Raw genomic sequence first — 19,626 nt, 5'->3', positions numbered from 1 at the left:
GACTTCGATTGGCCTGCGCAGATCGGCACTGAGCGACAAAAGTGCTACATCAATGAACCGTCGAGTAGCGGAAACGCGTTCTGGCATGGTGACTGTCGCGACCGGTTGGGAGTTGTCAAAGCATAGCGAGGCCAAAGGGCTTTTGGGGCAAGGCACGCAACAATAATTTGTTGCCGCCCATCCAACTCGGCACTAAGCCGGATATGGCCGCAAGTGGCATCGAGCTAAGGCAAAACTAAGCATGCGTGAGCTAGGCGTGAGTTAACTTTGCCATCACGTCCTCGGGCGTATCCAGAAGACATACTTCTGGAGACACCCATGAAAAGACTAGCGATCAGCGCGTTCGCCTTGGCGCTTGCCACGGGTATTGCTGGCGTGGCCCAGGCGCAGAGCAATTCGTCTCAGAACACGCGCGTCGTTTGTGAAGACGTGCAAGTGACGCAGACGAATACGAATGACCCCAACCGTATTACTGGCACTGCCATTGGCGCCGTGGCGGGTGGCGTCGTCGGGAACCAGATTGGCGGCGGCAGGGGCAGAACCCTGGCGACGGTGGGCGGTGCAGTGGCCGGTGGCGTCGTCGGCAATCAGGTGCAGAGGAACAACCAGAACAATAACGCCACGGTTAGGACGGAACGCCGCTGTCGTGAGGTCCAGCAATGATGAGCCGTTCAACGTTGGCTTCCTGCTGAGCAAATTGCATTGCTTCTCTTGACGGAAGATCTGCTGAGAACGAAAAACGGACGTCCAAACATAGGGAGGACGCACCCGCATCAAAGATGGCCAGGATGGCTTACACACGGTCGGCGGAAGCGATCTTTGGGATCGCTGCTCCCGATGTGGACGGCTCTGACGAGCCGACGCTGGCACGCAACGCGTAGCACGTTATCGATTAATCTTGCTGGCTCCCCTGGGACGATGGAAAGCCGAACATGCAAAATCCCAATGCCCTGACCAAGGGCATCGATCACCTCGGTCTGACCGTGGCCGACCTTGAACTCTCTCGACGCTTCTTCGTCGACTGCCTTGGTTGGACCGTCGTCGGCGAGAATCCTGCCTATCCGGCCGTGTTCGTAGCGGACGGACTCAGCCGCCTGACCCTGTGGCAAGTCGACGCGTCGGATGGCTATACGCCGTTCGATAGGCGAAAAAACATCGGGCTCCATCACGTCGCCTTGAAGGCGCCCAGTGAAGAGGCGCTTGGCGAACTATTTGTGCGCGTATCGGCCTGGCCGGGCGTGGTGGCGGAGTTTGCTCCCCAACCGGTGGGCAAGGGGCCGAGGCTTCACTGCATGGTGCGCGAACCCGGCGGGGTACGCGTGGAATTTGTCTATACCCCGCAGGCGTGATGAGTCGTGTGGCGCTGCGCTGCTGCAGCGGGCCGCGTCATGGTTGCCGTGACGGCAACTGCCTCAGTTTCGAGCGGTTGGGTGAGCACGAGCACCATGGTGAAGTCGATGCGATTCTTTCGATTAGCGGAATACTGATTGCCGCGCGGCAAGTCTTTCGCTGCGCTGTTGGCGCAGCGTACATTCGCAAGCGTTTTCGCACGCCTGTGCCCAGGGGGATGGTCTCCTCTGGGGATGAGCCAAACTGCGTGGGTGTGTCAGGTTCGAGAAAAGGCACTACTGACAGCCGGCGTGGTTTGCCGGACGGGTGGATGTGTCCACCAAAATGGCGATGGCAGCTGGGCACACGGTAATCAATGCGGCTCCTCGGGCAAGCTACGTAGCTTTCTTCGAGGCAGCCGAGTGGCATCACTGCAGGAGTGAACGGTTATGGCGACTCGCGTCCCTTCGTCTCTACTCGGTCTGCTCGGCATCAAAGTGCCGATCATCCAGGCTCCGATGGCGGGCATTTCCTCGCCCGCCATGGCCGCTGCGGTGAGCGCCGCCGGTGGCCTGGGCTCGCTTGGCATGGGCGCCATGAACGCGGACCAGGCGCGTGACGCGATCCGGGAATTTCGCCGGCTGAGTGACGGGCCTCTCAACGTGAATCTCTTTGTCCATCGGCCGGCACAGGCGGACGAGGCCAAGCAGGCCGCGTGGCTACGGCGACTGGGCCCCGAATTCGACGGTGCAGGGGCGTCGCCCCCACGGGCGCTGAAGGAGATCTACAAATCCTTTCTGGTCGATGACGACATGCTTGCCATGCTGGTCGAAGAGCGGCCGAGCGTGGTGAGCTTCCATTTCGGCTTGCCCAGGCCGGACCAGATCGCCGCCTTGCATGGTGCTGGCATCGTGCTCATGGCGACGGCGACCGATGTGCAGGAAGCGCGGTCGATTGAAGACGCAGGCATCGATGTCATCGTGGCCCAGGGTTATGAGGCGGGCGGACACCGCGGTGTATTCAATCCTGACGCCGAGGACAGCCAGTTGGGGACGTTTGCGCTGACCCGGCTCCTGGCGCAACGCGTGGGCGTTCCGGTGATTGCGACCGGCGGCATCATGGATGGCGCCGGCATTGCCGCCGCGCTCGAGTTAGGGGCCGGTGCCGCGCAATTGGGAACGGCGTTTGTGGCCACGGACGAGTCGCTGGCGGATGCGGGCTATCGAAAGATCCTGGCGAGTGATGCCGCCTATGCGACGGTGATGACGCGGGTGATTTCAGGGCGGCCCGCGCGGAGCCTGGCCAATCGTTTCACACGCTTTGGCGCCGGCGTAGCCGACGATGTCGTTCCCGATTATCCGATCACCTACGACGCCGGCAAGGCGCTCAATGCGGCAGGGCGTGCGGCGGGAGAGGCGGGTTATGGCGCGCATTGGGCGGGTCAGGGTGCGCCCTTGGCCCGCTCTATGTCTTCACCGACACTCATGCAGACGCTCATTGGCGAACTGGAGCGCGCCTTGGCCTGAGCTCGTGTTTGAAGCTGCCGTGAAGAAGGCGTGGTTTCCCGCCCGCCGCACGACGGCTGTGTTTGTCTCGCCAAGCCGCGGCTAGCGCGCCTGGTGACCCTTGTTTCGATCCCGGGAGGCCGTGTTGGCCATACTCACCATCGATCTGCGTAGCGAACGATCCGACGAACGATTGCGAGCGCTTGCTGCCGGGTTGATCGACGCAGTCAGCAAGCTCACCGGCGAGCCGCGCGAGCAAGTCGTTCTCGTCATCCACGAAGGTGGCGGTCATCACGTCATCGAGAACGACGAGCATCGCGTCGATTTCACGGGCATTCGGTCGGACGTCTAACCGCCTGTTCAAAGTCTCGGCGGCGGCCCACAAGCACCCACTCCAAGCCTCCCCCCCCTGCGGTCGCAGGGGAGGGTTAGGGAGGGGCTTTCGACCGCAAAGAGACTTTGAAGAGGCTCTAAGCGGCATTTCGTGCCATGGAATTCCCATGCCGAACGTCCAGCGCCAGGTCTGGTGGGCCGCTCGTGTGCGAGTAAGGGCTTCCGCTTACGCACGACCTGGCGGAGGCCATCCAACCCAGTCCGGGTGCGTGCCGCGGTCTGCCCGCATGGTTCTTCACGAGCACGATACATCTGACTTCAAGGAAATCGGCTATGGCTAGCCGAATATGCGGGGTCGTAGGACACTTTCCAGGCTCCGTTCTCCATCGCGCACTCGCCAGGAATGTATATGGACCGCATAGATGCCATGAAAGTCTTCGTTGCGGCGCTCGATGAAGGGAGTCTCGCTGGCGCCAGTCGCAAGACCGGGCGGTCACCGGCGGCGGTGAGCAGGGCGATTGCCTTTCTTGAAGATCATGTCGGCGTGCCGCTGCTGCACAGGACGACACGTTCCATCAAGTTGAGTGAGGCGGGCGAGCGCTATGCCACGGCCTGTCGCAAGCTGCTCATGGATCTGGAGGAGGCCGATCGCAGTGCGGCAGGCGAGCGTTCCGTGCCTCGTGGAACGTTGACCATCACCGCGACGGTGTTCGCCGGCGTGCAGATTCTGCGGCCCATCGTCGATGCGTTCATGGACGAATACCCCACCGTCAACGTTCGACTGCACATGCTGGAACGAGCGGTGAATCTGATCGACGAAGGCATGGACCTGGCCTTGCGCATCACCCATCTAGCCGACTCGACCCTGGTTGCCCATCGAATTGGGGAAGTGCGTCGGGTGATCGTGGCTTCGCCGCGCTACCTGGCGACGCATCCCCGCATCGCGGAACCCGCTGACCTTGGAAAGCACCAGATCATCGCCATGGCGCATATGGGTCTGGAATCGTGGAGTTTCCCGCCTCTGGAGGGATCGTCGGTTCCTCGTTCCGTCTCGTTAACCCCTCGACTGGTGATCAATAACGTACGCGGAGCCATTGCATCGGCGGTGGAAGGGCACGGCGTGACGCGGCTTCTCTCGTACCACGTCGCGTCGGAGATCAAGCAGGGTTTGCTGCGCGTCGTACTCGCCGACGCCGAGCCTACGCCACTCCCTGTTCACATCGTGTCGCCGTATGGACGGTTGTCGGTGCCGAAGGTGCGTGCCTTCGTCGACTTCGCGCTGCCGCGCCTGCGCTCTCGCTTCGCGTGCCTGGCGAAGGAGGCGGAGACGCCGCCCGAAGCGCCGATTCCACCGCGGCGCGGAAGAATGTCTGCCGAATAGCAGGGATTCGCTTATCCGCCATGCACGCCTAGATTAGACACATCGGAGCGACGAGCCCGATACGCATCAGCTTGAAATCCCCTCTCTCTAGGAGTGCATACCGTATGAACAGTCAACAGAAAGTCGCCATTGTCACTGGCGCGTCGCAGGGCATCGGCGCTGCGCTGGTCAAGGCCTTCCGCGACCGCAATTATCGCGTCGTTGCCAACTCCCGCTCGATCAAGCCGTCCAGCGATCCCGACGTGATTGCGGTGCCGGGCGACATCGCTGACCGCGCCGTCGCGCAGCGCATTGTCACGGAAGCGTTGTCGCGCTTCGGCCGCATCGACACTCTGGTCAACAACGCGGGCATCTTTGTCGCCAAGCCGTTCACGGACTACACGGCTGAAGATTACGCCAACGTGTTGTCGGTGAACCTCACCGGTTTCTTCCACATCAGCCAGCTCGCGGTGGCGGAGATGGAGAAGCAGGGCAGCGGCCACATCGTGAGCATCAGCACGAGCCTGGTCGACCACGCGATCGACGGCGTGCCGTCGGTGCTGGCTTCGCTCACCAAGGGCGGCCTCAACGCGGCCACCAAGTCGCTCGCCATCGAGTACGCCAAGCGCGGCATCCGCGTGAATGCGGTGGCGCCGGGCATCATCAAGAGCCCGATGCATGCGCCAGAGACGCACGGGGTGCTCGCGGGTCTGCACCCGGTGGGCCGCATGGGCGAGATGTCCGACATCACCGACGCCGTCATTTATCTCGACTCGGCCGGTTTCGTCACTGGTGAGATCCTGCACGTTGACGGTGGCCAGAGCGCCGGCCACTAAGGCGAAACGGGGTGGGCAGCATGCCCACCCCATCCCTCGAGGAGACAGTCATGCCTTTCGTGAACATCAAGATTACCCGTGAGGGTTCGGCGCCTGGCCTCAGTGCAGCCACTGCAGAGCAGAAGGCTGCCTTGATCAAGGGCGTCAGCCAGTTGCTGCTCGATGTCCTGAACAAGCCGCTGGACTCCACTTTCGTCGCCATCGACGAAGTGGAGCTGGAAAATTGGGGCTGGGGCGGTTTGCCGGTCCCCGAATATCGCAAGCAGCACCAGTCAAAGCAGAAGTAGTGCTGGCGGCTGCGCGGCCTTGTCGCGCAGCCACTGCTTCATTGAAGGTGCAGTGGCAAACACTCGGCACGGGTTGGTAGCCGGGATGTGTTGTCACGAGGATTGCAGAATGTCAGCGCAGATGAAGTCGGTGAGCTATGGCCTGCAGCCAGGTGCTGGCCGGGCTGGTTACGCTGAACGCAACGCCGATTACTGGAAGCGCAACCTCGCGGTAAGCACGTTCGGCTCGTTCACCACCCTGGTGAGCCTCAGCATGCTGCTGCCTTTCCTGCCGCTCTACGTCGAGCAACTTGGCGTGCAGCCGGCTTCGGCGGTGGTGCAATGGTCGGGCGTTGCCTTTGGTGCGACCTTCCTCGGCACGGCCATCACCGCGCCGCTATGGGGGCACCTGGCCGATCGTTTCGGCCGCAAACCCATGCTCGTGCGGGCGGCCATCGGCATGGCCGTGTTGATGTCGCTGATCGGTATGGCGCACAACGTGGTCGAACTCGTGGTGCTTCGACTGCTGGCGGGTCTGGTCGGTGGTTATGCCTCGGCTTCAGTGGTGATGATCGGCACGCAGGCGCCGCGGGATAAATCGGGCTGGGCACTCGGCGTGTTGTCCACGGGTGCATTGACGGGAAACCTGGTGGGGCCGCTCGTAGGCGGCTTCCTGCCTGGCCTGGTGGGGATCCGCGGAACCTTCTTTGTGGGCGGCGCGATGATTGCGCTGGCCGCGGCGGCGACCATCTTCCTGGTCAGGGAAGATTTCGATCGCACCTTGGACGCCAATGCGCGCGTCGCGGAGAACACCACACCATCGATCAGCACGGATCGCTGGTTGATCTTCAGCTTGCTCGTCACGGCGATGATGGTGCTGCTGGCCAATATGTCGATCGAGCCGATTATCACCGTGTATATCGGGCAGCTTGGCGTGCCGCGTAATCACCTGGCACAAACGGCGGGCTTCGTCATGGCTGCCTCGGCCTTCGGCAGCATGCTGACGGCTGCCCGGCTCGGTGCGCTGGCCGACCGTGTAGGGAGTGGCAAGGTCATCGTGGCCTGTTTGCTGGCGACCAGCGCACTGATGTTGCCCCAGGCCTTCGTGACGCAGTGGTGGCAGTTGGCTTTGTTGCGAGGCCTCATGGGCATGACGATCGCTGGCCTGCTTCCCTCGGTGGCCAGGCTGGTGCGCCATGCGGTCGACGAGAGCAAGGCCGGCAAGACGCTGGGCTATCTGCAGTCGGCGCAGTTTTCCGGACAGGTGATCGGCCCCCTCGTCGGTGGGCAGATCGGTGCCTGGGTGGGTTTGCGTGAGGTGTTCTTCGTTACCGCAGCGCTACTGGCGCTATGTGCGGGACTTAATCAGTGGATTCGCGTGCGAACAACACAGCGAGGCCGTGCGTGACGGCGGTTGTGGGTTACCACAAGTTCTAGCTTGAGGACGACGCGACTCATTGCGAACGGTCGGCGACGCGTCGGGGCAGCATTTGCGGCTGGCGCACCGATGGCGAGGCTGACACGGCTCGTTGCGCGCCAAGCCCACCGTTCACCGTGTTCCGGTAACGATGCCGGCTGCAAGCCAGTCGGCGAGCAGTTGGCCGGCCATGGCAACGCCGGCTTCTTCACCCAGACGATCGACCAGGGCATCACACCACGTGGTGAAACGGTCGTCGTCGCGTAGCGACAGCAGTGCCTCGTGTTCGATCGTGTCGACAAACCTGAGGCGGGAGGTGAACTCGTGGCGCCAGACGATCAGGCCGCCCGGCGTTGGCAGCACTTCGCTTTCCGGTGGCTCAGCGCCATCTTGTAGCGCAGACCAGATAGCTTCCGCATTGGTTGTCGCGGTGTGTTGGCGCAAGCTGGGATGGAGGCAGATGCGAGCCGCGTCCCAGTTGACCGTCTGCAGTTCGTCACTCGACATGCGAATCGCGTCGGCGGCAACGAACGACTCCGACAGGGCCCACTCGATCCAAGCCAGCTCGTGGATGTCCGGGTTGTGCGGAAATCTCGCCTGCAAGGTCTGGTCGAAGTCGATGCCGTAGGCATCGAGGGTCCAGGCATGCGGTGGGTGACTGTCGATATGGGTGATCGCCGTCTCCAGAAAAGCCGCGTGCCCGAGCCAGGTGCGCAGTTGCGGAAAGCTCAACTCGAGGCAGCCGACCAATTGCGCTCGGTAGTTGTTCTGGTAGACGTCCAGGCCTGCCGTGGCGCCGGCGCCAAGCTGCCGCAGCGTAGCCTCGCTCGATGAAGCAACCAGCCAGGTGCGGAAGCCTCGTTGCAGCGTGGCAAGGTTCATGCGGCCTCCAACATCTGCTGTTTGTTCCAGCGGATAGCGCGTGCGATGTCGAGCTCTTCGATCAGGTCAGCAAGCGGAGGGATGGCATCATCGCGCTCGATCATGGTCGCCACGGGACCCAGCATCGTCGTCGCCTCGGCGTATAGCGACCAGACATCGTCACAGACCGGTTGGTCGTGGGTGTCGATCAGCAGTTCGGGGCCCTGCGTGTGCCCCGCAAGATGAATCTGGCGTACCCGGTCAAGCGGAATGCCACGAAGATACGCATACGCGTCCAGTCCGTGGTTGCGCGAACTGACATAGACATTATTGATGTCCAGCAGCAAGCCGCAGCCGGTGCGGCGCGACATTTCGCCGAGGAATTCCCACTCGGGCATGGCCTGCCCAGGGAAGGCGATATAGCTCGAGGGGTTCTCGAACAACATCGATCGGCCGAGAGTGTCCTGCGCCGTCATGATGTTGTCGCAGACAATTTCCAACGCTTCTTCGGTGTAGGGCAGCGGCAGCAGATCATGCGAGTTGAAGTGGTCAATGCGTGACCAGCTCAGGTGATCCGACACGAACAGCGGATCAATCTCGTCGACCAGCGCCCGCAGGCGCCGGAGGTAGCTGTGATTGAGGCCATCCGCGGAACCGATCGACATGGATACACCGTGCAACGCCATGGGATGACGTTCGCGCACCTGGCGCAGGATATGTCGTGGCTGCCCGCCGTCGACCATGAAGTTTTCCGAGATCACTTCGACAAAGTCGACGGGTACGTCGGTTTCGAGGAAGTCGCGGTAGTGCTCGCGGCGCAAGCCAAGTCCGAAGCCTGCAAAAGTGGGTAGGGTGGTGAGCATGGCAAGGTTCCTGGTCAGCACGGGCGAGGGCTGGACCCGCATGGCGCGGGTCCAGCGATTCGATCACTTGGGCTCGGTCAGCGTGCCGCCAGCGGCGGTGCACTCGCTTGGCGTCTTCACGACGACGCCCTGGCCCTTGCAGCCATTGAGGCCCTTGCAGTCGTGCTTGGCCGTTGCGCACAGGCTTTGGCCCTTGCAGGAGTTGACACCGTAGCAACGGGTTGGCTCCTGCTTCTGGGAACCTTGGTCGGCGGCGTGCACCGGTGCATGGAGCGAGGCAAGAGCAAGGGCGACAGCGGCGGCGGCGGCAGCAAAGCCGCTACGTGACTTGGTGGCGATGATGGACATGGTGATACTCCTGGGGGTGGGTCCGGAGGGACCGTGGTGGTGGGTGTGGGGTTACTTCAGGCTCTTCGCCGCGTCTTCGATGACTTGTGCGACCTGTTCCGGCTGCGACATGTAGACGAGGTGGCTGCCTTTGATCTCGGTGACCTTGGATCCGGCGCGCTGGTACATCGAGCGCTGAAGCTCGGGGCTGTACACGCGGTCTTCGGTCGCAACGACGGCCCAGCTGGGCTTGTTGCGCCAGGCGGCTGTCTCGGTCATGGCGCGCAGCGCACCTACCGTTCCCGGCACCTGCGACACGGCCAGGAAATTGGTGCGGTTGGTGGTCAAGTCGCCACCAAAATCGGCGCCGAACTGCTTTTCCTTGACGTAGATGTAGCCGTCCCAGGAGGGCTGAAGATCGTTACTGGGCTCGGGCATGGACTCGACCAGCTGGAGCGTGCTTTCGCCAACGGTCGGCGCTACGGCGGCCACATAGACCAAGCCCTTGACCTTGTCGCGATTGCCGGCCTGGCTGATCACGGCGCCGCCGTAGTCGCTGCCGACCAGCAGGGTCGGACCGTCTTCCTTGCGCAGCTGGCGGTTGACCGCCTCGGCGTCGTTGAGCAAGGTGTCGATGCGGGGCTGCACGATGTTCACGCTGTAGCCCTTGTGGATCAGGATGTCGTGCACCACATGCCAGCCCGAACCGTCGACGAAAGCACCAGGGACGATCACGATGTTCTTGACGCCGGTGGGCGCCACCTCGGCCGCATGCGCGAAACCGGTCGATGCCATGAGGGCAAGGGTGAAACTCAACAATTTACGCATGGTGGGCTCCCTTTGGTGCCAATGATGAGAAAGCTTGGGGCGTGCCCTGGCGTTGCGTTTCGCGGCGTTCGCGCCAACGGCGCAACAGGTGGTCGAGCGACCACTTGCCACCACCGCGGGCGATGATCGGCAGGAGCAAGCCGGCCCAGCTCAGGTGCGTCGGCCAGGCGTCCGGATAGACGAAGATCTCGATCACCGTGGTCATGCCCAACAGGGCGAGCGCGGACGCCCGCGAGCACAGCCCCAGCACCAGCAACAGGGGGAAGAGGTGTTCCGCTCCAGTGGCCAGGCGAGCCGCCCATTCCGGCGAAATCAGCGGCAGGTGGTACTCCGAGGCGAACAGGTCGTAGGTCGACGGCTTGATCGACAGGAACCCCTCGACCTTGGTACGACCCGACTGGAAGAACACCGAAGCGATTCCCCAGCGGGCGACCAACAGCAGCAAGGCATCCGGGAGCACTCCCGACCATCGCGCCGCAAGCGTCGTACTCGCCTCGCGCGGTCGCGCCATCCGAAAGGCAGTCAGCTCGGTCGAGGACATTACGACTGCGCCCCGAGGGAGCCGTGGCCCTTGGGCGTCTTGATCGTGGTGCATGTCCCTTTGTCGACGAGCACCCAGGCATTGCCCTGGTAGTTGGCTTTCGCCGTGCCTGCGCAGCTCGTGCCGGCACCGGCGGCGCAATCGTTCTTGCCGGCGAGAGCGACGCCATAGCATTTTTCCATGGGCTTCTTGGCGTCCTCGGCGTGGCCGATCGAGGCGAGGCAGGCGAGACCGAGGGCAAACGTGGCGGCGAGCGTGGCGTGTGTGCGTTTCATGGGATTCTCCGTGGATACGTGGGATAGAGCTCGGATGGGAGCGTGGTTCAGACGAGGGAGGTGACGACGTCGATGTTTCCGCGGATCGCCTTGGAATATGGGCAGGTCTGATGGGCGAGATCGACGATGGACTGGGCCTCGGCGCGATCCAGCCCGGGCAAGCTCACGTTGAGGCGCGCCTGCAAGAAGAAGCTCTTCTCGGCCGTGTTGGCGAGGTCCACCTCGGCGTCGACCGCAGCATCGGCCGGGAAGCGGACGCCCAGCGCCTGCGCGTTGCGCTGCATGGCACCGAGGAAGCAGGCAGACCAGCCAGCGGCGAACAGTTGTTCCGGGTTGGTGCCGGTGCCGTTGGAGCCGGGTAGCGACAGCCTGATGTCGAGGCGGTTGTCGCTGCTGCGTGACTGGCCATCACGGCCACCAGTGGTATGGGTCTTGCCGGTGTAGAGAATGGCGTTGCTCTGGGACATGATCGGTTTCCTGGTTGAATGGCCGCGCGCCCCGAGTGGTGGCGAAGGATCGGCTGGAGGGCATAGGAAACCGCCGCGACGTATCCACGGTGTGTCGCGCCGAGCGCCAAAAGGCATCGCAATGTGTCGCGACGGGGGCTGGATACATCCCGATACAAAAGTCCCGCTGAACGCGTGCAGCGCGGTCCGGCGGCGCTGTACATACGGATACAAAAAGCCGGTAAAGCGGACACGCCTGAGATAAACGGAGTCGATTCAATAGGACGTATGGCGGTGCGCTGTGGCACCGCCCTCCCTGTCCGCGAGGCAAGCCTTATGAAATTTCTGCGTCTAGCAGCCGTCCTGGCCGCCCTAAGCGCCGCATTCATCGCCGTCTGGCCCAATGCCTGGAGTACGGCAAGCGCTCAGGAGCACGCGCCGGGAACGCCGGCCCCAGACCTCGTCGGCGCGAATCGTTGGCTCAATTCGCCGCCGCTGTCGCTGGAAAAACTGCGCGGCAAGGTCGTGCTGGTGGAGTTCTGGGCGCGCGAGTGCATCAACTGCATTCACGTGCTGCCCCACACGAAGGCGCTTTATGAAAAATACGGCAAGGACGGCCTGGTCGTCGTCGGGGTACATACGCCCGAGTACGACGAGGAACGGGACGCGCGGAGCCTTCAGGCTGCCTTGAATGAGTTCAGCATCACCTGGCCGGTTGCGGTGGATAATGACTCTCGCATCTGGAATGCCTACGGAAATCGCTACTGGCCGGCCATCTATCTGATCGATCGCGATGGTCGCATCGTGTATAGCCACTTCGGCGAGGGTGACTATGAAGACACCGAAAAGCGCGTTCAGGTGTTGCTCGGCGAACCGTCCTGACGCGTGAGGCATGAGAGCGACGTAATCCTTGGGATGGGTAGACATGGAACATATCGATCACATTCTTGTCGTCGATGACGATCACGACATTCGCACGGGGGTCGCGGACTACCTGCGCAAGAACGGCCTGCGCGCCAGTGCCGCCGTGGATGGGCGCGACATGTTTGCGCAGCTCGATACGTCGGCGTTCGACCTGATCGTGCTCGACATCATGATGCCCGGCGACGATGGCCTGGTGCTCTGCCGGACTTTGCGCAGCGGCAAGCATCGCGCCGTGCCGATCCTCCTGCTGACGGCGCGGGATGATGAAACCGATCGCATCATCGGCTTGGAAATGGGCGCCGACGACTATGTGGTCAAGCCGTTCTCGCCGCGCGAGTTGCTTGCGCGCATCAAGGCCGTGATTCGGCGCACGCGCATGTTGCCGCCGAATCTGCGCATCACCGAATCGGCGGACATGCTGGCGTTCGGCCGGTGGCGGCTGGACACCGCGGCACGTCATCTGCTCGACGAGGGTGGCACGATCATTTCATTGAGCGGTGCCGAGTTCCGCTTGCTGCGGGTCTTTCTCGATCACCCGCAACGCGTGCTGTCGAGGGACCAGCTGCTCAACCTGACCCAGGGCAGGGATGCGGAGTTGTTCGATCGCTCCATCGACCTGCTGGTGAGCCGACTGAGAAGTCGTCTCGACGACGACGCGAAAGATCAGTCCTATATCAAGACCGTCCGTAGCGAGGGTTATGTGTTCTGTATGCCGGTGACCGTGCCCGGGAGCGATGCATGAGCGCGGAGGCCCCGGCCGTCGCCTGGCGCTGGCTGCCGCGCAGCATGGCCTCGCGGCTTTACCTGATCATCTTTGCCGGCCTGATGCTTGCTCAGGGGCTTTCGCTCGCGCTGCTGTTCTATGAGCGCTATCAAAGCGCCACCACCGTCATGCTAAACACCATGGAGCATGACATAGGGACGTCGGTCGCCGTGCTTGACCATTTGCCGGCGCCTGAGCGTCCGGACTGGCTAGGGCGACTGCGGCGAGACAATTACCATTTCGTGCTTGATCCTGGCCAACCTGGCGTTCCGTTGACCACGACTCGTTCGCGGGACGTCACGCGCCTGATCGCCAAGGAAGTTGGCGCGGACTTCCGCGTGCACGGCGACGCCATCGCCGCCGCGCGGGGCCGTTACCAGGTGCACTTCACCTTGCGCGATGGTTCGCCGCTTACCCTCGACATCACGCCACGTCTCATGCCCGTAGCGCAATGGCTCCCCTTTGTTTTGTTTCTGCAGGTGCTGCTCTTGTTGTTGTTCACGTGGCTTGCCGTGCGGCTGGCAACGCGCCCCTTGAGCAACCTGGCGAAGGCCGCGGAAACCTTGATGCCTACGGCTGACGGACCCGACATGAGTGAGGAAGGACCAACCGAAGTCGCCCAGGCAGCCGCGGCCTTCAATGCTATGCAGGAACGCATCCGTCGCCATTTGAAGGAGCGTCTGCATATCCTCGCGTCGATTTCTCACGACTTGCAGACACCCATTACACGCATGCGTCTACGCGCCGAGGCGTTGGAAGACTGTGTGACGAAGCAGAAGATTCTCGATGATTTGCGCGCGATGGAACAGCTTGTGCGCGAGGGTGTGGCCTACGCCCGAAGCGCGCATGGTGGAGCAGAGGCGCCGGTACGCATGGATGTGGGTGCTTTTCTCGAGAGCCTCGTGTTCGACTATCAGGATGTGGGGCGGCCGGTTTCCCTCGTGGCGTCGGTCAGCGGTTCCACCATGATCCGCCGACAGGCGTTGCGGCGCGTTCTCGGCAACCTTATCGACAACGCCATCAAATACGGCGGCGTCGCGGAAGTTGCCGCCTGGCGGAACGGGCAGGGTGCCCTGTGCATGGCGGTGTCGGACCGTGGTCCCGGTATTGCCGACGAGGAACTGGAGCAGGTATTGCAACCGTTCTATCGATTGGAGGCATCGAGAAACCGCGATACGGGCGGCGTGGGACTGGGCTTGGCCATCGCGGCACAACTGACGAGCTCCATGGGTGGAAGCCTGACCCTTGGCAACCGCGAGGGCGGAGGTCTCACGGCAACCATCATCTTGCCGTGACGGGCCGCGCCACCCGCAGGACTCCGCAGCCACGTGGCCGCTGACGTGCGGCTTGCGGATGCTTCGTTTTACACCGGGCCTGGCGCTTCGCGCCTCATCGCCTGAGGTGGCTTTCCGAACATCCGCACGAAGGCACGCCGCATGCGCTCGCGATCGTCAAAGCCCACTTCGCGTGCCACAACCTCAACGGGATGTCGCGTCTGTTCCATCATCAGGCGGGCCGCTTCGACCCGCAGGTGTTCCACTGCTTTGGCAGGCGACTGGCCGGTCTCGGCGCGAAATGTGCGGCTGAACTGCCGCGGGCTGAGGTTGGCGGCAGCGGCCAGTTCTTCTACCGTGAGCGCCGACCGCAGATGGCTTTTCGCGTAGCTCAGTGCATGCTGGATGCGGTCCGATTTGGGCTCCAATTCCAGCAGGGCGGAGAATTGCGACTGGCCGCCTGCGCGACGGTGATAGACCACCAGTAGTTGGGCCACCTTGCGTGCCACCTCCGGGCCCAGATCCTTTTCGACCATGGCCAGTGCCAGATCGACACCCGCACTCATGCCCGCCGATGTCCAGGTCGGTCCATCGATGATGAAGATGCGATCCTCTTCAACATTGACTTGGGGATAGCGCTGCTTGAGCTGAGGTGCGAGCAGCCAGTGCGTAGTGGCACGGCGCCCGTCCAGCAGGCCCGCTTCGGCCAGAAGGAAGGCACCGGTGCAAATTGAGGCGACGCGCCGCGAGCGGCGGGCAGCGTTGCGTATGCACCGAAGCAAGTCGGGCGTCGAGTCGGGAATGCCCACGCCTCCGCCGATCAACAAGGTGTGAAAGCCGCGTCGGGCGAAAGTATCCGTTTGCATCGTCATGCCGAACGAGCCGGCAACCGGGCCGCCCGTTTCGGATACGTAGCGGATCTCATAAATCTTCCGCTCCATGGTGAGATTGGCGAATTCGAACGCCGAGACCGCTGCCAGGCTCATGGCCTGAAAGCCGGGAAAGACCACCAAGCCGACGCGATGCACGGTAAATCTCCTGTATGGCATAAAAAGTGGCATATCGGACATTTGAGTCTACACGCATTCGACCTATAAAGGTTTCACGACGCTGGCATCCCGCCAGTGCAAACCGAGACCTCAACATGAATTCCTCTTCCAAAGGCACCGCTGTCATCACTGGCGCTTCCAGCGGCATTGGTGCCATCTATGCAGACCGCCTGGCGCGCCGCGGTCATGACCTGATCCTGGTGGCCCGCAATCGCGAACGGCTGGATGGGCTTGCGCGTCGCCTGACCGACGAGACGGGGCGTTCGATCCAGGTGTTTCCTGCCGATCTCAACGATCCCGCCGAACTCGCCAGCGTTGAGAACCTGCTGCGCCAGGACCGAAGCATTACTGCGTTGGTCAACAACGCCGGTTTTGGTGCCGCCACACCGCTGCTGGCATCGGACGTCGCACGCATGACCGAAATGATTTCGCTCAACGTGAGCGCACTCACGCGTCTCACCTACGCGGCCGTGCCCGGCTTCGTCGAACGGGGTGGCGGCACGATCATCAATGTCGCCTCCATCGTGGCCGTGGCGCCGGAGATTCTCAACGGCGTGTACGGCGGCACCAAGGCCTATGTATTGGCCTTTACGCGCTCGCTTCATCACGAGCTGGCTGCCAAGGGCCTGCGTGTGCAGGCGGTCCTGCCGGGCGCGATCGCCACCGAGTTCTGGGACGTGGTTGGCCACCCGGTCGACAAGCTGCCATCCAGCATCGTCATGTCGGCGATGGACCTGGTGGATGCTGCTTTGGCTGGCCTGGACCAGGGCGAGATCTTCACGGTCCCTTCACTGCCCGATAGCGCCGACTGGAGCGCCTACGAAGAGGCGCGCCAGAAGTTGCTGCCCAATCTCTCGCGTGACCAACCCGCCGCGCGCTATGGCCTTGCCTCCGTGGCCGGCGCAGAGCCGAACGCCTCAGACAAGCGTCCAATACTCCCGAGCCTCACGCACGGGCTGGCGAGTACGCCCTGAAACCGCGGCCCGAGGCGAAGATCCAACCCGGGCACTTGCGGCTTCGCGATGTCGCCCGCTACAGGCGCTCCCGTCAGATCGATGTCGATCTCGCTGGGCCCGGCAAAACCCGATGATGATCGCTTCCTACTTGATCAGCTCGACCAGTGGCTTGCCTTTTTCGACTACGTAGGTCGCGAGTTCCGACGCGTTATCGTGGCCAACGTTTTTCGCGCTGTGGATGACTCCCGCTGGGACGAACAGGACATCGCCAGCTTTGAGCGTCACCGGGGGCTTGCCCTGGAGTTGATACTCCAGCGAGCCCGCAAGCACGTAGATGATCTCTTCGCCGGGGTGCCTGTGATTCGGCGCAGTCACCCCGGGATCGATGTCGACGCGCACCTGGATGGCCTCCCATCCAGGCATGCTGAGATCGTGCCGTTGAAGGTCGGTGCGATGGACGCCCGCTTGCTGCGCCCGCCCTAGGTGGGGCGTTATGGCACTGGCGATGGCGAGAGCCATGATGGCCGCGATTTGCGTCGCTTTCATGAGAGCCTCCTCATACCTCGGTCAAACGTTCGTTGTCGACTTCCAGCAGTTGATCCAGGCGCAGGGTTTCACCGGAACCCATCGAGAGATATTCGGCACTCTCGCGGGCATAGACATCGGTAATGGTCACAGAGCGATGCTGCACAACGCCCTCTTGGTCGCGAAAGCGAATCTGTGCCAACTGGCGCGTAGTGGCGAGTGTTTCGAGCAGGTCGTGAAATTCACAGCTGATCGGGACGTAGGCGGACGGCTGGGTAGCCATGGAGTGAGTGCCTGTGGACGAGGGGGCGTGGCGTTTCGACGTGGTTATGACGTCGCCAGTGACATCGGCCCAACGGATCATTGCCCGCGCCGGGGCAGCTTCCAATCCGGTCGGATGAAGTGACACGTGTATCCGTTGGGATAGCGTTCCAGATAGTCCTGGTGTTCCGGTTCGGCTTCCCAGAACGGCCCCGCGGGGGCAATCTCGGTGACTACCTTGCCGGGCCAGAGACCGGATGCGTCGGCGTCGGCAACGGCGTCCTCGGCTTCGTGTCTCTGCTGGTCGTCGAGATAGAAGATGGCTGAGCGGTAACTCAGGCCCACATCGTTGCCCTGGCGATTCTTCGTGGTCGGGTCATGAATCTGGAAAAAGAACTCGAGGATCTGGCGATAGCTGAGCCGACTCGGATCAAACACGATCTCGATCGCTTCCGCATGTGTGCCATGGTTGCGGTAGGTGGCGTTGGCTTCATCACCACCTGAGTACCCCACTCGCGTCGACAGCACGCCCGGGTAGCTCCGCAGCAGATCCTGCATACCCCAGAAGCAGCCGCCAGCGAGGATGGCCGTTTCGCTTTTCGTCGTCATGATGTTTCCTTCCCAATGATTAAAATAGGGCGTATCAACCTGCCATGCGATGCACGGCAGCTTGTTACCCTCTGGATGGCGAAGATACGCCAGATACCGGTGGCCGGCCTCTGTATCGCATTCGCCCGATGGTCATGGTCAGTTACATCACGGTAGAAGATCCCGGCGGCACGACCCACTTCCCGGCGATCCCGGCCTGCGCGAAGCGCCGCTCTGCAACCGGTTCCGCGCCCCGTTCGACGGCGGACATGGCGCGGAGCAGGGAGCCTGCATCAACTGATCATCCGGGCACGTGGCGCTAGCTCTTTATGAAGGCAAGCAGGTCCGCATTGATCACGTCGGCGTGGGTGGTGAACGCACCGTGGGGAAAGCCGGGATAGATCTTGAGCGTCGCGTTTTTCAGCAGCTTCGCAGAAAGGACACCTGCGTCTTTGTAAGGCACCACCTGGTCATCATCGCCATGCAGGACCAACGCAGGCTGGTGAATGTTCTTCAGGTCCTCAGTGAAGTCGGTTTCCGAGAACGCCTTGATGCAATCGTAGTGGGCCTTCGTGCCGCCCATCATGCCCTGACGCCACCAGTTCTGGATGATCCCCGCGTCGACCTTGGCACCCGGGCGGTTGTAGCCATAGAAAGGTCCTGAAGGAATGTCCACATAGAACTGGGCCCGATTGGCTGCGAGTAGCGCGCGCAAACCATCGAAGACTTCGATCGGGGTTCCATCCGGGTTGTTCTTGTTCTTGACCATGATCGGTGGCACAGCGCTGATGAGAGCGATCTTCGCCGTCCGTTCCTGCCCATGGCGGGCCACATAGCGCGCCACTTCGCCGCCGCCCGTCGAATGACCCACGTGGATGGCATCGCGCAGATCGAGGGCCTCCGTCAGCGCCGCGAGATCGGCGGCGTAGTGGTCCATGTCGTTGCCATCGGCCGTCTGGGTGGAGCGCCCATGGCCGCGCCGATCGTGCGCGATCACGCGATAGCCATGACTCAGGAAGAACAGCATCTGCGTATCCCAATCATCGGCCGATAGTGGCCAGCCGTGACTGAACACGATGGGCTGCCCCGTGCCCCAGTCCTTGTAGAAGATGTCGACGCCGTCTTTGGAGGTGATGGTGCTGCTCATTCGGAATACTCCAGTGGTCGCATGCGGTGTGGCCGTCGATGGGTTCGCGCCCGCACTAAAGGTTGCCGATGGAAACGGCATCGCGATCGCGACGGTGGCCTCCGTCGGGATGCCATCGCCGCAAACGCAGCCAACGCAGCAAAACCGCGAAACCGGCCTCCCGCGCGAACGGGCAGTCTGAGGCTACAAAGCATGGGATCGATGCGGTGGCGCCGTTGTGTCGCGGGAGAATCGCCGCTGGCGGGTCAACACGACGTATACGAGGAATCCAGGGGCGATGGCGGCGCGCGCGCTTGAGCTGGGCTGGTGTCGGCATCCCGCACGCCGCAATGGCTGTTGTTGCAGGTATGGGGAATCAGGTTCCGCTCTGTTCGGACGATGCAGGGCCTAGCCAGGGAGAGAGAGGATGCCGAGCTCGCGCTCTTCGCATCTCGAAAGCCGCGCGATGCGGAGGTGGCGCTCCCGTCAGCGCCAAATTGGGGGTCGCTAGCGCGCAATCTGGGGGATGTTCCCGATGTCGCACAAGGCCCGTCTTCGTAGCATTCAATCGCAGCTCGGCCCTGAGTTGTGCCTCTATCTAGGAGACCATCATGCCGCGATACATTGTCGAACGAGCCTTTCCTGAAGGACTGGATCTGCCCATCAATGAGACGGGCGATCGCCTCTGCCGCAAGATCGTCAACACCAATGCAGAAGAGGGCGTCACCTGGGTGCACTCCTATGTGAGCCTTGACCGGACCCGGACGTTTTGCGTTTATGACGCACCCACACCTGAGGCGATCCGCCAGGTGGGTCGACGCAACGCGCTGCCGGTGAACGGCATTACGGAGGTATCGGTGCTCGATCCGTACTTCTATCTCGGCATGGGGCGCGACGGTCACGAGTCTTTTGTTGCAGCCCACCTCAGAACGCCGTGGCTCCCATTCAGTTACATCGCTTGATCAAGTGAACG

The 19,626-nt window shown here is 62.4% G+C and carries 25 protein-coding genes; 13 read left to right on the top strand and 12 right to left on the bottom strand.

What is annotated here, in order from left to right:
* Window positions 1–318 precede the first annotated feature (318 nt).
* From OUZ30_RS13955 to OUZ30_RS13920, 8 genes are all read left to right on the top strand, one after another.
* A complete protein-coding gene (locus tag OUZ30_RS13955) occupies window positions 319–663 on the top strand; it encodes a glycine zipper 2TM domain-containing protein (protein ID WP_266182911.1) in 345 nt (114 codons plus the stop codon).
* A gap of 269 nt (window positions 664–932) precedes the next feature.
* Complete coding sequence (locus OUZ30_RS13950; RefSeq protein ID WP_266182910.1) at window positions 933–1,349, top strand: VOC family protein; 417 nt, start codon at window positions 933–935, stop codon at window positions 1,347–1,349.
* Between the two features lie 429 nt (window positions 1,350–1,778).
* The gene (locus OUZ30_RS13945; protein ID WP_266182909.1) at window positions 1,779–2,855 is read left to right on the top strand and encodes an NAD(P)H-dependent flavin oxidoreductase; all 1,077 of its coding nucleotides are present in this window, start codon (window positions 1,779–1,781) and stop codon (window positions 2,853–2,855) included.
* 124 nt (window positions 2,856–2,979) lie between these two features.
* Window positions 2,980–3,186, top strand: a complete 207-nt coding sequence (locus OUZ30_RS13940) for a tautomerase family protein (RefSeq protein WP_266182908.1) — start codon at window positions 2,980–2,982, stop codon at window positions 3,184–3,186.
* Window positions 3,187–3,594: 408 nt separating this feature from the next.
* Window positions 3,595–4,548 (top strand): LysR family transcriptional regulator, encoded by a 954-nt coding sequence (locus tag OUZ30_RS13935; RefSeq protein WP_266182907.1) that lies wholly within the window; start codon window positions 3,595–3,597, stop codon window positions 4,546–4,548.
* A gap of 104 nt (window positions 4,549–4,652) precedes the next feature.
* Window positions 4,653–5,363, top strand: coding sequence for an SDR family NAD(P)-dependent oxidoreductase (locus tag OUZ30_RS13930; protein WP_266182906.1), 711 nt, complete (start codon window positions 4,653–4,655; stop codon window positions 5,361–5,363).
* Window positions 5,364–5,413: 50 nt separating this feature from the next.
* Window positions 5,414–5,650, top strand: a complete 237-nt coding sequence (locus OUZ30_RS13925; RefSeq protein ID WP_266182905.1) for a tautomerase family protein — start codon at window positions 5,414–5,416, stop codon at window positions 5,648–5,650.
* A gap of 109 nt (window positions 5,651–5,759) precedes the next feature.
* Complete coding sequence (locus tag OUZ30_RS13920) at window positions 5,760–7,037, top strand: MFS transporter (protein WP_266182904.1); 1,278 nt, start codon at window positions 5,760–5,762, stop codon at window positions 7,035–7,037.
* Between the two features lie 141 nt (window positions 7,038–7,178).
* On the opposite strand, the gene OUZ30_RS13915 is transcribed toward OUZ30_RS13920, so the two are convergent.
* The 7 genes from OUZ30_RS13915 to OUZ30_RS13885 all read right to left on the bottom strand — a co-directional run bounded on the left by OUZ30_RS13915 (window position 7,179) and on the right by OUZ30_RS13885 (window position 11,208).
* Window positions 7,179–7,928: an HvfC/BufC N-terminal domain-containing protein gene (locus tag OUZ30_RS13915; RefSeq protein ID WP_266182903.1), complete on the bottom strand. Its 750-nt coding sequence runs from the start codon at window positions 7,926–7,928 to the stop codon at window positions 7,179–7,181.
* Window positions 7,925–8,770 (bottom strand): MNIO family bufferin maturase, encoded by an 846-nt coding sequence (gene bufB / locus OUZ30_RS13910; protein ID WP_266182902.1) that lies wholly within the window; start codon window positions 8,768–8,770, stop codon window positions 7,925–7,927. Before bufB ends, OUZ30_RS13915 begins: the two co-directional genes overlap by 4 nt.
* Before the next feature lie 63 nt (window positions 8,771–8,833).
* Window positions 8,834–9,118, bottom strand: coding sequence for a BufA2 family periplasmic bufferin-type metallophore (gene bufA2, locus OUZ30_RS13905; protein ID WP_266182901.1), 285 nt, complete (start codon window positions 9,116–9,118; stop codon window positions 8,834–8,836).
* A gap of 51 nt (window positions 9,119–9,169) precedes the next feature.
* On the bottom strand, window positions 9,170–9,925 hold the full coding sequence (locus OUZ30_RS13900) for an alpha/beta fold hydrolase (RefSeq protein ID WP_266182900.1): 756 nt from the start codon (window positions 9,923–9,925) through the stop codon (window positions 9,170–9,172).
* Window positions 9,918–10,466 carry a DoxX family protein gene (locus OUZ30_RS13895; protein ID WP_266182899.1) on the bottom strand — a complete coding sequence of 183 codons (549 nt, stop codon included), beginning with the start codon at window positions 10,464–10,466 and terminating at the stop codon, window positions 9,918–9,920. The genes OUZ30_RS13900 and OUZ30_RS13895 overlap by 8 nt, the downstream gene beginning before the upstream one ends.
* Window positions 10,466–10,741, bottom strand: a complete 276-nt coding sequence (locus OUZ30_RS13890) for a BufA1 family periplasmic bufferin-type metallophore (protein WP_266182898.1) — start codon at window positions 10,739–10,741, stop codon at window positions 10,466–10,468. The genes OUZ30_RS13895 and OUZ30_RS13890 overlap by 1 nt, the downstream gene beginning before the upstream one ends.
* A gap of 47 nt (window positions 10,742–10,788) precedes the next feature.
* Complete coding sequence (locus OUZ30_RS13885) at window positions 10,789–11,208, bottom strand: organic hydroperoxide resistance protein (protein WP_266182897.1); 420 nt, start codon at window positions 11,206–11,208, stop codon at window positions 10,789–10,791.
* A gap of 315 nt (window positions 11,209–11,523) precedes the next feature.
* Between OUZ30_RS13885 and OUZ30_RS13880 the strand changes: the two genes are divergently transcribed.
* From OUZ30_RS13880 to OUZ30_RS13870, 3 genes are read left to right on the top strand one after another with little or no spacing between them, the layout of a single operon-like run.
* The gene (locus OUZ30_RS13880; RefSeq protein ID WP_266182896.1) at window positions 11,524–12,069 is read left to right on the top strand and encodes a redoxin domain-containing protein; all 546 of its coding nucleotides are present in this window, start codon (window positions 11,524–11,526) and stop codon (window positions 12,067–12,069) included.
* 43 nt (window positions 12,070–12,112) lie between these two features.
* Entirely contained in the window at window positions 12,113–12,853 is a 741-nt protein-coding gene (locus tag OUZ30_RS13875; RefSeq protein WP_266182895.1) for a response regulator, read from the top strand.
* Complete coding sequence (locus tag OUZ30_RS13870; RefSeq protein WP_266182894.1) at window positions 12,850–14,169, top strand: sensor histidine kinase; 1,320 nt, start codon at window positions 12,850–12,852, stop codon at window positions 14,167–14,169. Before OUZ30_RS13875 ends, OUZ30_RS13870 begins: the two co-directional genes overlap by 4 nt.
* Before the next feature lie 68 nt (window positions 14,170–14,237).
* On the opposite strand, the gene OUZ30_RS13865 is transcribed toward OUZ30_RS13870, so the two are convergent.
* The gene (locus tag OUZ30_RS13865) at window positions 14,238–15,176 is read right to left on the bottom strand and encodes a GlxA family transcriptional regulator (protein WP_266182893.1); all 939 of its coding nucleotides are present in this window, start codon (window positions 15,174–15,176) and stop codon (window positions 14,238–14,240) included.
* A gap of 116 nt (window positions 15,177–15,292) precedes the next feature.
* Between OUZ30_RS13865 and OUZ30_RS13860 the strand changes: the two genes are divergently transcribed.
* A complete protein-coding gene (locus OUZ30_RS13860) occupies window positions 15,293–16,171 on the top strand; it encodes an SDR family NAD(P)-dependent oxidoreductase (RefSeq protein ID WP_266182892.1) in 879 nt (292 codons plus the stop codon).
* A 126-nt stretch (window positions 16,172–16,297) separates the two neighbouring features.
* Here OUZ30_RS13860 and OUZ30_RS13855 read toward each other — a convergent pair whose 3' ends face one another.
* The 4 genes from OUZ30_RS13855 to OUZ30_RS13840 all read right to left on the bottom strand — a co-directional run bounded on the left by OUZ30_RS13855 (window position 16,298) and on the right by OUZ30_RS13840 (window position 18,674).
* Window positions 16,298–16,699 (bottom strand): cupin domain-containing protein, encoded by a 402-nt coding sequence (locus tag OUZ30_RS13855; RefSeq protein WP_266182891.1) that lies wholly within the window; start codon window positions 16,697–16,699, stop codon window positions 16,298–16,300.
* Between the two features lie 10 nt (window positions 16,700–16,709).
* The gene (locus tag OUZ30_RS13850) at window positions 16,710–16,961 is read right to left on the bottom strand and encodes a hypothetical protein (protein ID WP_266182890.1); all 252 of its coding nucleotides are present in this window, start codon (window positions 16,959–16,961) and stop codon (window positions 16,710–16,712) included.
* A gap of 77 nt (window positions 16,962–17,038) precedes the next feature.
* The gene (msrA, locus tag OUZ30_RS13845; protein WP_266182889.1) at window positions 17,039–17,548 is read right to left on the bottom strand and encodes a peptide-methionine (S)-S-oxide reductase MsrA; all 510 of its coding nucleotides are present in this window, start codon (window positions 17,546–17,548) and stop codon (window positions 17,039–17,041) included.
* Between the two features lie 298 nt (window positions 17,549–17,846).
* Window positions 17,847–18,674 carry an alpha/beta fold hydrolase gene (locus tag OUZ30_RS13840; protein WP_266182888.1) on the bottom strand — a complete coding sequence of 276 codons (828 nt, stop codon included), beginning with the start codon at window positions 18,672–18,674 and terminating at the stop codon, window positions 17,847–17,849.
* Window positions 18,675–19,264: 590 nt separating this feature from the next.
* Between OUZ30_RS13840 and OUZ30_RS13835 the strand changes: the two genes are divergently transcribed.
* Complete coding sequence (locus tag OUZ30_RS13835; RefSeq protein ID WP_266182887.1) at window positions 19,265–19,615, top strand: DUF4242 domain-containing protein; 351 nt, start codon at window positions 19,265–19,267, stop codon at window positions 19,613–19,615.
* The last annotated feature ends 11 nt before the right edge of the window (window positions 19,616–19,626 follow it).

Origin of the sequence: Dyella humicola (genome assembly GCF_026283945.1) — a bacterium.
Classification (GTDB): Bacteria; Pseudomonadota; Gammaproteobacteria; order Xanthomonadales; family Rhodanobacteraceae; genus Dyella; species Dyella humicola.
Note: the sequence above shows the minus strand (reverse complement) of the source record. Positions and strands in the feature narration are given on the sequence as shown.

What these genes read in the sequence shown, in the direction of transcription:
- OUZ30_RS13850 (WP_266182890.1), bottom strand. Translation starts at nt 16,961, where the DNA reads ATGGCTACCCAGCCGTCCGCCTACGTCCCGATCAGCTGTGAATTTCAC.
- bufB (WP_266182902.1), bottom strand. Translation starts at nt 8,770, where the DNA reads ATGCTCACCACCCTACCCACTTTTGCAGGCTTCGGACTTGGCTTGCGC.
- OUZ30_RS13875 (WP_266182895.1), top strand. Translation starts at nt 12,113, where the DNA reads ATGGAACATATCGATCACATTCTTGTCGTCGATGACGATCACGACATT.
- OUZ30_RS13885 (WP_266182897.1), bottom strand. Translation starts at nt 11,208, where the DNA reads ATGTCCCAGAGCAACGCCATTCTCTACACCGGCAAGACCCATACCACT.
- OUZ30_RS13835 (WP_266182887.1), top strand. Translation starts at nt 19,265, where the DNA reads ATGCCGCGATACATTGTCGAACGAGCCTTTCCTGAAGGACTGGATCTG.
- OUZ30_RS13900 (WP_266182900.1), bottom strand. Translation starts at nt 9,925, where the DNA reads ATGCGTAAATTGTTGAGTTTCACCCTTGCCCTCATGGCATCGACCGGT.
- OUZ30_RS13880 (WP_266182896.1), top strand. Translation starts at nt 11,524, where the DNA reads ATGAAATTTCTGCGTCTAGCAGCCGTCCTGGCCGCCCTAAGCGCCGCA.
- OUZ30_RS13925 (WP_266182905.1), top strand. Translation starts at nt 5,414, where the DNA reads ATGCCTTTCGTGAACATCAAGATTACCCGTGAGGGTTCGGCGCCTGGC.
- OUZ30_RS13945 (WP_266182909.1), top strand. Translation starts at nt 1,779, where the DNA reads ATGGCGACTCGCGTCCCTTCGTCTCTACTCGGTCTGCTCGGCATCAAA.
- OUZ30_RS13955 (WP_266182911.1), top strand. Translation starts at nt 319, where the DNA reads ATGAAAAGACTAGCGATCAGCGCGTTCGCCTTGGCGCTTGCCACGGGT.
- OUZ30_RS13930 (WP_266182906.1), top strand. Translation starts at nt 4,653, where the DNA reads ATGAACAGTCAACAGAAAGTCGCCATTGTCACTGGCGCGTCGCAGGGC.
- OUZ30_RS13895 (WP_266182899.1), bottom strand. Translation starts at nt 10,466, where the DNA reads ATGTCCTCGACCGAGCTGACTGCCTTTCGGATGGCGCGACCGCGCGAG.
- OUZ30_RS13860 (WP_266182892.1), top strand. Translation starts at nt 15,293, where the DNA reads ATGAATTCCTCTTCCAAAGGCACCGCTGTCATCACTGGCGCTTCCAGC.
- OUZ30_RS13870 (WP_266182894.1), top strand. Translation starts at nt 12,850, where the DNA reads ATGAGCGCGGAGGCCCCGGCCGTCGCCTGGCGCTGGCTGCCGCGCAGC.
- OUZ30_RS13935 (WP_266182907.1), top strand. Translation starts at nt 3,595, where the DNA reads ATGAAAGTCTTCGTTGCGGCGCTCGATGAAGGGAGTCTCGCTGGCGCC.
- OUZ30_RS13855 (WP_266182891.1), bottom strand. Translation starts at nt 16,699, where the DNA reads ATGAAAGCGACGCAAATCGCGGCCATCATGGCTCTCGCCATCGCCAGT.
- OUZ30_RS13915 (WP_266182903.1), bottom strand. Translation starts at nt 7,928, where the DNA reads ATGAACCTTGCCACGCTGCAACGAGGCTTCCGCACCTGGCTGGTTGCT.
- OUZ30_RS13950 (WP_266182910.1), top strand. Translation starts at nt 933, where the DNA reads ATGCAAAATCCCAATGCCCTGACCAAGGGCATCGATCACCTCGGTCTG.
- msrA (WP_266182889.1), bottom strand. Translation starts at nt 17,548, where the DNA reads ATGACGACGAAAAGCGAAACGGCCATCCTCGCTGGCGGCTGCTTCTGG.
- OUZ30_RS13840 (WP_266182888.1), bottom strand. Translation starts at nt 18,674, where the DNA reads ATGAGCAGCACCATCACCTCCAAAGACGGCGTCGACATCTTCTACAAG.
- OUZ30_RS13890 (WP_266182898.1), bottom strand. Translation starts at nt 10,741, where the DNA reads ATGAAACGCACACACGCCACGCTCGCCGCCACGTTTGCCCTCGGTCTC.
- bufA2 (WP_266182901.1), bottom strand. Translation starts at nt 9,118, where the DNA reads ATGTCCATCATCGCCACCAAGTCACGTAGCGGCTTTGCTGCCGCCGCC.
- OUZ30_RS13920 (WP_266182904.1), top strand. Translation starts at nt 5,760, where the DNA reads ATGTCAGCGCAGATGAAGTCGGTGAGCTATGGCCTGCAGCCAGGTGCT.